The 13,317-nt window shown below is 68.4% G+C and carries 8 protein-coding genes; 2 read left to right on the forward strand and 6 right to left on the reverse strand.

Annotated features, from left to right (window positions below; genetic code table 11):
* Window positions 1–5: 5 nt before the first annotated feature.
* Together murJ and HJD23_RS20515 are read right to left on the reverse strand one after the other, a co-directional pair.
* Complete coding sequence (murJ, locus tag HJD23_RS20510) at window positions 6–2,306, reverse strand: murein biosynthesis integral membrane protein MurJ (RefSeq protein ID WP_171118458.1); 2,301 nt, start codon at window positions 2,304–2,306, stop codon at window positions 6–8.
* 43 nt (window positions 2,307–2,349) lie between these two features.
* Window positions 2,350–4,740 (reverse strand): DUF6049 family protein, encoded by a 2,391-nt coding sequence (locus HJD23_RS20515; RefSeq protein WP_171118457.1) that lies wholly within the window; start codon window positions 4,738–4,740, stop codon window positions 2,350–2,352.
* Window positions 4,741–4,997: 257 nt separating this feature from the next.
* Between HJD23_RS20515 and HJD23_RS20520 the strand changes: the two genes are divergently transcribed.
* Entirely contained in the window at window positions 4,998–6,437 is a 1,440-nt protein-coding gene (locus HJD23_RS20520; RefSeq protein ID WP_171118455.1) for a CCA tRNA nucleotidyltransferase, read from the forward strand.
* A gap of 57 nt (window positions 6,438–6,494) precedes the next feature.
* Here HJD23_RS20520 and HJD23_RS20525 read toward each other — a convergent pair whose 3' ends face one another.
* The 4 genes from HJD23_RS20525 to HJD23_RS20540 all read right to left on the reverse strand — a co-directional run bounded on the left by HJD23_RS20525 (window position 6,495) and on the right by HJD23_RS20540 (window position 10,194).
* Window positions 6,495–6,920 (reverse strand): hypothetical protein, encoded by a 426-nt coding sequence (locus HJD23_RS20525; protein WP_232107801.1) that lies wholly within the window; start codon window positions 6,918–6,920, stop codon window positions 6,495–6,497.
* Window positions 6,921–7,044: 124 nt separating this feature from the next.
* Window positions 7,045–8,307 (reverse strand): MFS transporter, encoded by a 1,263-nt coding sequence (locus HJD23_RS20530; protein ID WP_171118453.1) that lies wholly within the window; start codon window positions 8,305–8,307, stop codon window positions 7,045–7,047.
* Window positions 8,308–8,382: 75 nt separating this feature from the next.
* Window positions 8,383–9,465 carry an inositol-3-phosphate synthase gene (locus tag HJD23_RS20535; protein ID WP_171118451.1) on the reverse strand — a complete coding sequence of 361 codons (1,083 nt, stop codon included), beginning with the start codon at window positions 9,463–9,465 and terminating at the stop codon, window positions 8,383–8,385.
* A gap of 45 nt (window positions 9,466–9,510) precedes the next feature.
* Window positions 9,511–10,194, reverse strand: coding sequence for a PadR family transcriptional regulator (locus HJD23_RS20540; protein ID WP_171118449.1), 684 nt, complete (start codon window positions 10,192–10,194; stop codon window positions 9,511–9,513).
* A gap of 373 nt (window positions 10,195–10,567) precedes the next feature.
* Here HJD23_RS20540 and HJD23_RS20545 point away from each other — a divergent pair, with 373 nt between their 5' ends.
* A complete protein-coding gene (locus tag HJD23_RS20545; protein ID WP_171118447.1) occupies window positions 10,568–13,270 on the forward strand; it encodes a transglycosylase domain-containing protein in 2,703 nt (900 codons plus the stop codon).
* Window positions 13,271–13,317: the final 47 nt, after the last annotated feature.

A 13,317-nucleotide genomic window follows, 5' to 3' on the forward strand; every position in this document is an offset into this window, starting at 1 on the left:
CCGAATCAGCGGCCCAGACGCCCTCGGACCATTCCGACGAGCGAGTTCAGCTCCTCGATGCGCATACGGCGGGCGGCGATGTAGAAGACGCCCAGCAGGACGGCTCCGCCGGCCACCAGCGCGGCGAGGGAACCTGCGACGCCCTGGCCGAGCGCCTGGGAGATGTAGTAGCAGGCCGCGCCGCTCAGCAGCGCCGCCGGCACCGAGGCGATGCTGAGGCGTGCGTATGTCCGCATCACGCGGGCCCCGTCCAGATCGCCGCCGAGGCGCTTGCGCAGCCGCCGCCAGGCGACACCGACACCGATCACGTAGGCGAGGCCGTAGGAGGCGGCCATGCCGACGACGGCCCAGCGGGCGGGGACGACGAAGTAACACAGGGCCGAGGCACTGGCGTTGACGCCGGCCACGATCACCGTGTTGTAGAAAGGCGTGCGCGTGTCTTCGTACGCGTAGAAGGCGCGCAGGACGACGTACTGCACGGAGTACGGAATCAGGCCGAGGCCGAAGGCCATCAGCATGTAACCCATGTTCGTGGCCTCGCTGCTGCCCGAGGAGCCGAACATCAGCGTGCACATCGGGATGCCGAGTGCGAGGAAACCGAAGGCGATGGGCACGATCGCCACTGCCGTCGTCCTCAGCCCCTGCGAGATGTCGTCGCGGACGGCACCGGCGTCGTCCTCCACCGCGGATCGTGCGAGGCGGGGCAGCAGGGCGGCCATGAGGGAGACGGTGATGATGGCCTGTGGAAGCCCCCAGATCAGCTGGGCGTTGGCGTAGGCGGCGAAGCCCGTGCCGTCGACAGGCGAGGCCTTGCCCGCCGCGGTGGACAGCTGGGTGACGACCAGTGCTCCCGCCTGGTTGGCGAGGACGAACAGCACAGTCCACTTGGCGAGCGTCACGGCCTTGCCGAGGCCGTGACCCTTCCAGTCGAAACGCAGGCGCAGCTTGAATCCGGTCTCGCGCAGGTACGGGATCATCGCCAGAGCCTGGACGATGAGTCCCAGCAACACGCCGACGCCGAGGAGCCGCTGACCCTCCGGCGGAATGTTCGTGACCTTCATGCCGGAGTGCTCGGCCGTGCCGTACACCCACAGGAACATGCCGAGCGTCACGATGATGACGATGTTGTTCAGGACCGGAGTCCACATCATCGCGCCGAAGCGACCACGGGCGTTGAGGATCTGACCCATCACCACATGGATGCCCATGAAGAAGATCGAGGGCAGGAAGTAGGTGACGAAGGTGACGCCCACCTCGTTGGCCGCCGGATCGCCGGCGACCGCGTCGGACAGGAGACGGATCAGCAGCGGCGCGCCGAGCACGGAGAGCACCGTGAGCGCGCCGAGCGCCACCATGACCAGCGTCAGCAGTCGGTTCGCGTAGGCTTCGCCGCCGTCCTCGTCCTCCTTCATGGATCGCACCAGCTGCGGCACGAAGACCGAGTTGAGGCCACCGCCGACCGTCAGGATGTAGATCATGGTCGGCAGTTGGTACGCGACCTGGAAGGTGTCACCGAGCAGGCCGACACCCAGCGCCGAGACGATCATCGCCGACCGGATGAACCCGGTCAGCCGGGACACCATCGTGCCCGCCGCCATCACCGCGCTCGACTTCAGCAGACCCCCGGCCCGTCCGCTCTTGGGCGGGGCGGCGGGGGGCGGTGCGGGCTCGGCGACGGGTCGCGGAGCGGGCGCCTGGTACTGATCGACGGGCGCCTGGGCGCCGCCGTACTGACCCTGTGGAGCGTGCGTCCCCTCGTACTGTCCTGCCGGGCCCTGCCCGGTGCCCGGCGCGGTGGCCGGACCCGGAACGCCCGGGTAGTCCATCGGCGGACGGACGCCGGTCTGCTGCTGGTCGCGGAACAGGTGCGCGAAGGCGTCGGGCTCGTGGCGCTGGTCACCGGACTGGGTGACCAGGTCGTCGACGCCCACGTACTGGGTCGTGCGGGGGTCGTCGCCGTACGGCAGGTGCTGCGTGGGGCCCGCCGGTTCGGGCGCCGGCGTCTGGGCCCACACGCGCGGGTCGGGCGCATACGGCGACTGGGGTGGCTGGGCGTACAGCTGCTGCGGCGACGGATACGTGCCGGGCGGCGGCGGCGGGTGCGCGGCGCGGTCGTAGAGCGCCTCGGTGACCGGGTCCTGGGCGGCGAGGTCCTGCGCCCGGTAGGGGTCCTGCTCGTAGGCGTCCTGGAGGTACATGTCCGCGGGGTGCTGCGGCGGCACCTGGCCGTGCTCGGGCGGCGGGCCCTCGGGGTGGCCCGAGCTGCCCGCAGCCTGGCCGCGGTCACCGTCGTACGGCGCGTTCATGGTTACCCCACCTCATCGTCCCGGGCCCACCGGCCACGACATGTCAACGGTCCACTCTCTCACCCGTCCCGGACGGGTCTGCGCTTTCCGCTGGGGTGTCCGGCCCAGGGTCACTCGGCTGCTCCGGGGCGCCTGCCCCGGGCCGGGGACCCGACTCCTCCTTGAGACGTTCCGTGGAGCCCTCAAGGTTCTGCGCACCTTCGGCGGCGTCGTCGGCCGTGTCCGGGCGGTCCTCCTCGGCCTGTCGTGCGGCCGCGCGCTTGCGCTGGGTGTACATCCGGAAGCCGGCGAGGACGAGCAGCAGGACGCCACCACCGATGACCAGCATCACCGTGGCGGTGATCTCGGTGACCTTCACATCGAAGTAGACGGGCATGCCGTAGGGCTTGCCGTCCTCCGTGAACAGCTGGGCCTTCACGGTCACCCGGCCGTTGGCGTTGGCGGACGTGGCGAACTTCACCGACTGGCTGTGGCCGCCGGAAACGGTGACGGGCTGCTCGGCGTAGGCCTTGCCGTCGATCTCCAGCCGGGTCGGGCTGGTCGACGTGAGCCGCAGGACCAGGTGGTCGACGTCCTGCACCAGGTTGTTCTGGACGGTCACCGGGATCGTCGCGCTGCGGCCGGAGAGCTTGGTCTCCGACTTGTCGATCAGAGTGACCCCCGCGGCGAGGCCGTCGAGGTAGTCCTCCACGCCGTCGCGGTAGTTCTGCGCCTCGGTGGCCCGGCCGCGCCACGACGTGGACATCTCACGGTTTATGGCCCGACCGAAGGGGGTCACCACGCGGGACTGGTCGGTGAGGATCACCCGGAAGCCGTCCAGCTTGGCCTGGGTCCGCGCGATCTGCTCGAAGGCCGAGCGCGGCAGTTCCTGCTTGCGCAGCGAGGAGGGGTAGTCGGATGCCGCCGGCACCTTCCTGGTGGCCGCGGGGTCCGGTTTGGCCTTGGCGGCCGCGCCGAGGTTCTGGGACTCGCTCCAGCCGCCGCTCTGCAGCGCCGTGATCGCCTCGGCCATGGCCCGGGCCTGGCTCGCGGTCGGCATGCGCTGCGGGGCGACGACGATGCTGCGCTGCTGGTTCGTCTGGAGGTTGAGAGCGAGGCTCTGGGCGAGGAAGCGCTGCACGGACAGCGTCGTGGTGGACGCCTTCGTCAGATCGCCCTGGAAGGCCGTCGACAGTCGCGCGTCCGCGACCACCGCCGTGGTGCCGCCGCCGATGGGACGGGCCGCGGACGGCGTGTACGACAGTCCGCCGGTCTCCTTCAGGCTGTCGCTGCGGACGATCACCTTGTCGGCGCCGGCGGAGGTGGCGACCTTGACGATCGACGGGTCCACGGCGCCGTCGACGGGCCAGGCGAAGTCGGTGTTCGGCTTCACGTGGAGGATCGTCTCCACTGTGTTGGCGACGACGTCCGTGGCCTCCTTGAGGCGGCTCAGCGAGCCGGTGACGTTCGTGCCGTTGTGGGCCAGGGAGGCCAGGTCCGGGTCGCCGTAGGGCAGGGCGACGACCTCCTTGCCCGCCACCGCCTTCTGCAGATCGGCCAGCCACTGCTTGGCGACCGCCTGGTGCGTGCCCCCCGTGGTGGTGTCACCGTCACCCCGCACGCGGTAGCCGCGGGCCATCGCGTCGACGGAGGCCAGCAGGTCCGGGTCGATCACCCAGGTGACGTCGAGGTTCCTGCCCAGCGACACGAGCTGCTCCAGGCGGCCGCCCGGGGAGATCTCCTTGGCGAGGTCGTCGTCGAGGAAGACCGGCGTCTGCTGCTCGTTCGAACCCGTCTCCGCCGTCATGTGCGCGGTGGAGATGAGCGGCCACAGGAACGTCGTCTTCGTCGTCGTGTCCGCCGCTTCGGGCTGCCACGGCAGGAACGTCCGCTGGATGCCCAGCACCTGGTCCCAGGGCTGCGCGGAGGTCTCACCCGAGAGGGCGACGCCGAGCTGGTAGACGCCGCTGTCGCCGAGGTCCAGCTCGTCGACCGGTACGGAGATGCTGAAGCGCTGTGAGACGCCCGGCGTGAGCTTGGCGAACTCCTTGCGGTAGGTGTCGTCGATCTCCGTGCCGTCTGCGCCCGGGGAGTAGCCGGTGCGCTTGGCGGCGCTGTCGATCGACGAGCGGGTGGTCAGCTCGGGGCCCATGCGCAGGTCCACATGGGCGTCGGTGACCGCCTGCTCGCTGTTGTTGGTCACCGTGCCGGAGACGGTGAGGGTGTCGCCCTCGGTGGGGGCGCTGGGGGTGAGCGAGTCGACGGCGACGCTGACCGTGCGGGAGCCGGAGGCCTGCTGCGCGGAGTCCTGACCGGCGGCGTCCGCGGTGGGGGCGGCGGCCAGCTGCAGCAGGCCTGCCAGCAGCGGCGCTCCGGCCAGCAACGCTCCGGTGCGCCTCAGCCACCGGCGGGCAGGTGAGGGACTCGTCCCCTGGAAGTCTGCCGCCTCGGCCACGCGCTCGCCCGTCCCTCGTCGTCGTCAGTGGTCGTCGGAATGTGCGTCCCCGCATGGTAACGAGGCGCGCTGAGGGGAAGTGCCGCGGACTGCTCCACAAGATCGGGGAAGCTGGAGCCGCTGTCCCGTATGTGCGCCTATAAAGAGGAACGCCTCCGTACGTCGCGACGGCTGGCCTTGTGCCGTATCGATGGCGGTGTTCGCATGTCCGTAATCGAGACGCTCGCGGTCGTCCGGGCCACGTACCCTGTTCTGTTGTGCCGAACGCCAACGATGACACCCGTGCCCTGAGTCAGGTGCCGCCCCACGCGATGAGTGAGCCGCTGCGGATCGCACCTGTCGCCGACGACCTTGCCCGCCGCTTCCAGGAGGCCGGGTTCTCACTCGCCCTGGTCGGCGGCTCCGTCAGGGACGCGCTGCTCGGCCGGCTCGGCAACGATCTGGACTTCACGACCGACGCCCGCCCCCAGGACGTACTGAAGATCGTCCGGCCGTGGGCGGACTCCGTCTGGGACGTCGGGATCGCCTTCGGCACGGTCGGTGCCCAGAAGGACGGCTTCCAGATCGAGGTGACGACCTACCGGTCGGAGGCCTACGACCGCACTTCCCGCAAGCCGGAGGTGTCGTACGGCGACTCCATCGAGGAGGACCTCGTCCGGCGTGACTTCACCGTGAACGCGATGGCCGTTGCGCTGCCGGAGAACAAGTTCATCGACCCGCACGGCGGGCTCGACGATCTGGCAGCGCGGGTGCTGCGTACGCCGGGCACTCCCGAGGAGTCCTTCTCGGACGACCCGCTACGGATGATGCGGGCCGCACGCTTCGCCGCCCAGCTCGACTTCGAGGTGGCACCCGAGGTCGTCAAGGCGATGAAGGAGATGGCCGGGCGTCTGGAGATCGTCTCGGCCGAGCGGGTCCGGGAGGAGCTGAACAAGCTGATCCTGTCCCGGAACCCACGCAAGGGCCTGACGCTGCTGGTCGACACCGGACTCGCCGATCATGTGCTGCCGGAGCTGCCGGATCTGCGGCTGGAGAGGGACGAGCACCACCGACACAAGGACGTCTACGACCACACGCTGATCGTTCTGGAGCAGGCGATGGCGCTGGAGGAGGACGGCCCCGACCTGACCCTCCGCCTGGCCGCGCTGCTGCACGACATCGGCAAGCCGCGGACGCGTCGCTTCGAGAAGGACGGACGGGTCTCGTTCCACCACCACGAGGTGGTCGGCGCGAAGATGACCAAGAAGCGGATGACGGCGCTCAAGTACTCCAACGAACTCGTGAAGGACGTCTCGCGGCTGGTCGAGCTCCACCTCCGCTTCCATGGCTATGGCACCGGCGAGTGGACCGACTCCGCCGTCCGCCGCTATGTCCGGGACGCGGGGCACCTGCTCGACCGCCTGCACAAGCTGACCCGGTCGGACTGCACCACGCGGAACAAGCGCAAGGCGGCGGCGTTGTCGCGGGCGTACGACGGCCTGGAGGAGCGGATCGCCCAGCTCCAGGAGCAGGAGGAACTGGACGCCATCCGTCCCGACCTCGACGGCAACCAGATCATGGAGATCCTGGGTATCAAGCCGGGCCCCGCGGTCGGCCGCGCCTACAAGCACATGCTGGAGCTCCGCCTCGAGAACGGCCCGATGGAGCACGACCAGGCGGTCGCGGCGCTCAAGGAATGGTGGGCCGAGCAGAACTGAGGCCGTGAAGCGGGCCTATGTTTCACGTGAAACATCGCCCCTCTTCGTTGGGGTCGGTCAGACGTCCCCGAGGCAGAGCAGGAACTCGGCCCCGTCGCCGGTCTCGGCGTAGAAGCCCGTGGCCTCTTCGACCTTGCGGCACTCGGTCTCGGCGGTGACCTCCGAGTAGTGGCCGTCGATCTTCTTCACGACCTTGGCCTCAGCCTCGGAGGAGGTGCACTCCACGACCTCCATACGGTCCGAGGAGGACGAGGCACTCTTCAGGCAGTCACCCACGGCGGCCTGATCGGCGTCGTCCCGGCTGGCGATGTAGCCGCCGATGGCCACGGTGAGCACTGCGATGACGATGACCACATTCTTGATCGTCTTGAAGCTCAGCTTGCGGCGCGGCTGCTCCGGGGGGACCGGAGCCTGGGGCTGGTTCTGCGCGTACGGGTTCTGGCCCTGCGCGAACGGATTGCCCTGGGGCGGCGGAGTAGTCACTGGGGGTCCCCCTGGAAACGTAGACGTGAGAACGCGCGAAAAGTCGCGCGTAAGACGCACGTAAGTTACAGCTCCCCGCTGACAACTCCGAATCCAGGAGCGGCTCTGTGGCTCGGATGTGACATCAGCGGCGCTCAAAGCGGGCCATAGCCGTTGCAACCGCCCCGTAGATCACCGCCACCGTCAGCACCAGAGGCACCGAACGCCCGTCCGGTGGCAGTATCAGTGCGGCCACCCCAGCGGCGGCGACGAAGGCGACGTTGAACAGGACGTCGTAGACGGAGAAGACCCGGCCCCGGAAGCCGTCGTCGACCGAGGACTGCACGATCGTGTCCGTGGAGATCTTCGCGCCCTGGGTGGTCAGGCCGAGGACGAAGGCCGCGGCCAGGACGGGCCCGGTGGCGAAGGGGAGGCCGAGGGCGGGCTCCAGGACGGCGGCGAACGCGGCACAGATGACGATCCAGCGGACGCGGCTGGACCGGCCGACGGCCCACGGGGTCAGCACCGCCGCCGCGAAGAAGCCGGCGCCCGACGCTCCTACCGCCAGCCCCAGCAGGACGAGTCCGTCGTCGGTGTTGGTAGTGAGGGCGTATCGGCAGAGCATCAGCAGCATGACCGTCAGGGCGCCGTAGCAGAATCGCATCAGTGTCATCGACGCGAGCGCCCAGGCGGCCTCCCGCCGTGCGGGTTCGGCGAGATGACGAAGACCCGCCACGAGATCGCGGGCGGTGCCGGAGAGCGCCACTCTCAGCCGCGGCTGCACCAACTCACGGTCCGGACCCAGCAGTTCCCGTCCGATGAACAGCGACGCCAGCGCCGAGCAGAGGTACAGCGCGGCGCCCACCAGCACCACGGCGGCATCGGAGTCCGCGATCAGCAGCCGTACGACGAAGGCGAGGCCGCCGCCGGCGGTCGCGGCGAGGGTTCCGGCCGTCGGGGACAAGGAGTTGGCCATGACCAGACGGTCCCCGTCGACCACGCGGGGCAGCGCAGCGGACAGGCCCGCGAGGACGAAGCGGTTGACGGCGGTGACGCACAGGGCGGAGATGTAGAAGAGCCAGTCCGGGACCTGGCTGATCATCAGGATGGCCGTCGCCGACGCCAGCAGGGCGCGCAGCAGGTTGCCGTACAGAAAGACCTGGCGGCGGCGCCAGCGGTCGAGCAGGGCGCCGGCGAACGGGCCCACCAGGGAGTACGGGAGCAGCAGGACCGCCATGGCCGAGGCGATCGCGGCGGGTGAGGTCTGCCGTTCCGGGGAGAAGACGACGTAGGTGGCGAGCCCGACCTGGTACACGCCGTCGGCGCCCTGGGAGAGCAGCCGTACGGCGAGCAGGCGTCGGAAGTTCCGGAAGCGGAGCAGGACGCGTAGATCACGTACGACGGCCATGGGCACAGCCTCACATACGGCGAGGGTCCCCGGGCGCACTGCCTCGGGGACCCTCAGCCCGGAAAGAAGCGAGCCTCAGCGCTCGACTTCGCCCTTGATGAACTTCTCGACGTTCTCGCGGGCCACGTCGTCGAAGTACTGGACCGGCGGGGACTTCATGAAGTAGCTCGACGCGGAGAGGATCGGGCCGCCGATGCCGCGGTCCTTGGCGATCTTCGCGGCGCGCAGGGCGTCGATGATGACGCCGGCCGAGTTCGGGGAGTCCCAGACCTCGAGCTTGTACTCCAGGTTCAGCGGGACGTCACCGAAGGCGCGGCCCTCCAGGCGGACGTACGCCCACTTGCGGTCGTCGAGCCAGGCGACGTAGTCGGACGGGCCGATGTGGACGTTCTTCTCGCCGAGGTCCCGGTCGGGGATCTGCGAGGTGACGGCCTGCGTCTTGGAGATCTTCTTGGACTCCAGGCGCTCACGCTCGAGCATGTTCTTGAAGTCCATGTTGCCGCCGACGTTGAGCTGCATCGTGCGGTCCAGGATGACACCGCGGTCCTCGAACAGCTTCGCCATGACGCGGTGCGTGATGGTGGCGCCGACCTGGGACTTGATGTCGTCACCGACGATCGGGACGCCGGCCTCGGTGAACTTGTCCGCCCACTCCTTGGTGCCGGCGATGAAGACCGGGAGGGCGTTGACGAAGGCGACCTTGGCGTCGATGGCGCACTGGGCGTAGTACTTCGCCGCGTCCTCGGAGCCGACGGGCAGGTAGCAGACGAGGACGTCGACCTGCTTGTCCTTGAGGACCTGGACGATGTCGACCGGCTCCTCGGCGGACTCCTCGATGGTGGCGCGGTAGTACTTGCCGAGGCCGTCGAGGGTGTGGCCGCGCTGGACGGTCACGCCGGTGCGGGGTACGTCGCAGATCTTGATGGTGTTGTTCTCGGAGGCGCCGATGGCGTCCGCGAGGTCGAGACCGACCTTCTTCGCGTCGACATCGAACGCGGCGACGAACTCCACGTCACGAACGTGGTAGTCGCCGAACTGGACGTGCATCAGGCCGGGGACCTTGGACGCCGGGTCGGCGTCCTTGTAGTACTCGACTCCCTGCACCAGCGACGCGGCGCAGTTGCCCACGCCGACGATGGCTACGCGAACCGAACCCATTCCGGTTGCTCCCTGTGTGTACTCGGTGAGGCCCTGACGGGGACCTCACGTGGCGGTGTCGTCGGACGAATCCGGCCGGGGCGTGTCCCCGGGCCGGGGCAGGTCGCCCGACGCTCCAGATGTGGTGTCCTGCTGAGCGGGCCCCCCGGTGGCGGAACCGCGAAGGTCCCGCCCGGCCCGCTCGCTCTCGATGAGCTCGTTCAGCCAGCGCACTTCGCGCTCCACGGACTCCATTCCGTGGCGCTGCAGCTCGAGGGTGTAGTCGTCGAGGCGCTCCCGGGTGCGGGCCAGGGAAGTGCGCATCTTCTCCAGGCGCTCCTCCAGCCGGCTGCGGCGGCCCTCCAGCACGCGCATGCGTACGTCACGGGAGGTCTGGCCGAAGAAGGCGAACCGGGCGGCGAAGTGCTCGTCCTCGTACGCGTCGGGGCCCGTCTGCGCGAGCAGCTGCTCGAAGTGCTCCTTACCTTCCGGCGTCAACCGATAGACGATTTTGGCGCGGCGGCCGGTGAGTGGAGCGGCGAGGGCGTCCTCGGAGGTGTTCCCCGGCTCCTCGATCAACCAGCCGTTGGCGACCAGCGTCTTGAGGCAGGGGTAAAGCGTCCCGTAGCTGAACGCACGGAACACGCCCAGTGACGTATTGAGCCGTTTGCGCAGCTCGTAGCCGTGCATCGGAGATTCGCGGAGCAGGCCGAGTACGGCGAACTCGAGGATCCCGGAACGCCGGCTCATCGTCGCCTCCTCTCTGCTGCGGTCGGCCGTCACGGTCTTTATGTCGTGCTGATGTATCGACTCGATACATCAGCACGATAGAACGACCCCTTGAATGCGACAAGAGGGGGAATCGTGAACGGCGTCACATCACTGATTCGTGGGAAGCGACTTGCCTGTTTTGGGGTGAACTTCTGGACTAGGCGCGTTTTGGTGCTGCGTAGTCTGTGCGGCATGCACACCACCGGGAACCGAGTTGCCTCTGGGGGCGTCCTCGTCCTCGGTGCAGTACGGATGAATGCAGAACGGACCACATCCGTACTTCGGGGGGACCGGAAACCAGCCGCCGTTTCCAGGCGCGCCAGGGTGCGCCTGCCCTAGGAGTAGTCGTTCGATGAGCGAGCACCGTCGCAAACCGCCGCAGCCGCAGGGAGGCGGACGTGCCGCGGCCCGACGCGGCCAGTCCGGTTCGTCCTCCGGCCGCCGTGCGGCACCGCGAGGCGCCACCGGGTCTCCTTCCGACGCGTACGGATCGGGTTCCTATGGGTCGGGAGGAGAGGAGCGGCTGCACGGCGGCCGCGCCGAGGCCCGGCGCGCGGCACAGAGAGGTGGTGGCGGTCGTCGCAGAGCGGCCGACCCCGGTCGGGGCGGACGGCGCGCCGGCGCGACCGGACCGGGTCGGGGGCGCGCGGCGGCCTACGACAGGAAGCGGATCATCGACTATCCGCGCGCGGGCAAGTACGGCTGGCGCCGCTGGGTGCCGTCCTGGAAGCTCGTCTCCGGCCTGTGCCTGGGCTTCTTCGGCAGCCTGGTGGCCGTCGCGGGCATCGGATACGCGATGGTGGGCGTCCCGGACGTGGCGAAGACGGCCAAGGCGCAGAACAACGTCTACTACTGGTCCAACGGCACCGAGATGGTGTCCACGGGCGGGGAGACGAACCGGCAGATCATCAATCTGGCGCAGATCCCCAAGAACATGCAGTACGCGGTCATCTCCCAGGAGAACAAGACCTTCGAGACGGACAGCGGCATCGACCCGAAGGGCATCGCCCGCGCGGTGTTCAACATGGCGCGGGGCGGCGAGACGCAGGGTGGTTCCACCATCACCCAGCAGTACGTCAAGAACGCCATGCTGGACGACCAGTCGCAGACCCTCACCCGTAAGTTCAAGGAGCTCTTCGTCTCCATCAAGGTGGGCGCCTCCGTCCCCAAGGACAAGATCATGGAGGGCTACCTCAACACCGCGTACTACGGCCGGAGTGCCTTCGGTATCCAGGCGGCCGCACGTGCGTACTTCAACAAGGACGCCATCGACCTGGACGCGGGCGAGTGCGCCTTCCTGGCGGCCATGCTCAAGGGCGCCACGTACTACGACCCGGCCGGTGCCACGTCCATCGACCCCGCAGCCACGCCGGAGGCCAACAAGAAGCGGGCCCTGAGGCAGATGCAGGACACGCTGGACAAGATGGTCGAGTACGGCCATCTGGACGCCGCGGAGCGAGCCGAGCACGCCGGGCTGCCGAAGGTCGAGAACCCCCGGGCGAACAGGGCGCTGAGCGGCCAGATCGGTTACCTCGTGGACCTCGCCAACGGCTACCTGCTCAACAACAGCGAAAAGACCGGCGTCACCGAGCGCAAGCTTCGGGAAGGCGGCCTCTCGATCTACACGACCTTCGACAAGAAGAAGGTCGATGAGCTCGAAAAGGCCGTCACAAAGGTCCAGAAGGCCAACATCGACCCCAAGAAACGCCCCGACACGGACACGCACGTCCAGTTCGGCGGCGCTTCCGTGGATCCGGCGACCGGCGCCATCGTGGCCATCTACGGCGGTGAGGACGCGACCAAGCACTTCACCAACAACGCCAACGAAACCGGCGCCCAGGTCGGATCGACGTTCAAGCCGTTCGTGCTCGCGGCCGCCATGACGTGGGGCGTCCGTGATCCCGACCTCGGCCCCACCCAGGCCCAGGACGAGCGCACCCTCGTCTCCCCGAAGAGCCTGTACAACGGCAAGAACAAGCTCAAGATCAAGAACTATGACGGTTCGGTCTGGCACAACGACAAGGGTGAGGAGTGGCTGCAGGTCAACGACGGTGACGAGACGTACGGCGACCCACCGAACTACCAGATCGACCTCCGGGAGGCGATGCAGTTCTCGGTGAACTCGGCCTACGTGCAGCTCGGCATGGACGTCGGCCTGGACAAGGTCAAGGAGGCGGCCGTCCGCGCGGGCGTGCTGGAGAGCAGCCTGGCCGGCATCGACTACCCGTCGTTCTCCCTCGGTATCTCCGACCCCAGCGCGATCCGCATGGCGGGCTCGTACGCCACCTTCGCGGCCAGCGGGAAGCAGCGTGACCCGTACTCCGTGCAGAAGGTCACGGACAAGGACGGCACGCTCTACGAGCACGAGGTTCAGGCCGAGCAGGCCTTCACAGCGAAGGTCGCCGACAATGTCACCGACGTCCTGAAGACCGTGGTCGAGGACGGTACGGGGAGCAACGCCCAGCTGACGGGGCGCGAGGTGGCCGGCAAGACCGGTACCACCGACGGCAACAAGTCGGCCTGGTTCGTCGGCTACACCCCGCAGCTGTCGACCGCGATCAGCATGTTCCGGTACCCGGACGACGAAAACATCAAGAACCGCACGTTCCTGGAGATGTACGGAACCGGCAACCAGAAGTCGATTCACGGTGCCTCGTTCCCGTCGGAAATCTGGCACGACTACATGGAGCAGGCCCTGAAGGGCGAGGAGCCCAAGGCGTTCCCGGAGCCCGAGCCCATCGGTGAGGTGGTCAACGAGGTGCCCACGCCGACGCCGACTCCCACGGTCACCGAGACCGAGGAGGTGGAGGAGAGCCCTTCGACGTCGCCGACGCCCACGCAGTCCGAGGTCACTCCCTCGCCCTCGGTGAGCGACACCTGTGAGCCCTTCGACTGGAACTGCCAGGACACCGGTGGCACGGGGCCCGGCGGTACGGACACCGGCGGCACCGACGGTGGTGTGACCACATCGCCCGATCCCACGGAGTCGGGTGGGGAGAACGGCAACAACGGCAACGGAAACGGAGGCGGCCTCTTCCAAGGCACGACCGGTTAGCCGCCGAATCTCCCATCGATGGTGTTTCACGTGAAACCGAGATGGGG

This window comes from Streptomyces sp. Z423-1, from assembly GCF_013009255.1.
GTDB classification, from domain to species: Bacteria; Actinomycetota; Actinomycetes; order Streptomycetales; family Streptomycetaceae; genus Streptomyces; species Streptomyces gossypiisoli.

Excerpts from the sequence above, each read along its gene's own strand:
- HJD23_RS20530 (WP_171118453.1), bottom strand. The coding sequence starts at position 8,307 with ATGGCCGTCGTACGTGATCTACGCGTCCTGCTCCGCTTCCGGAACTTC.
- HJD23_RS20535 (WP_171118451.1), bottom strand. The coding sequence starts at position 9,465 with ATGGGTTCGGTTCGCGTAGCCATCGTCGGCGTGGGCAACTGCGCCGCG.
- murJ (WP_171118458.1), bottom strand. The coding sequence starts at position 2,306 with ATGAACGCGCCGTACGACGGTGACCGCGGCCAGGCTGCGGGCAGCTCG.
- HJD23_RS20545 (WP_171118447.1), top strand. The coding sequence starts at position 10,568 with ATGAGCGAGCACCGTCGCAAACCGCCGCAGCCGCAGGGAGGCGGACGT.
- HJD23_RS20540 (WP_171118449.1), bottom strand. The coding sequence starts at position 10,194 with ATGAGCCGGCGTTCCGGGATCCTCGAGTTCGCCGTACTCGGCCTGCTC.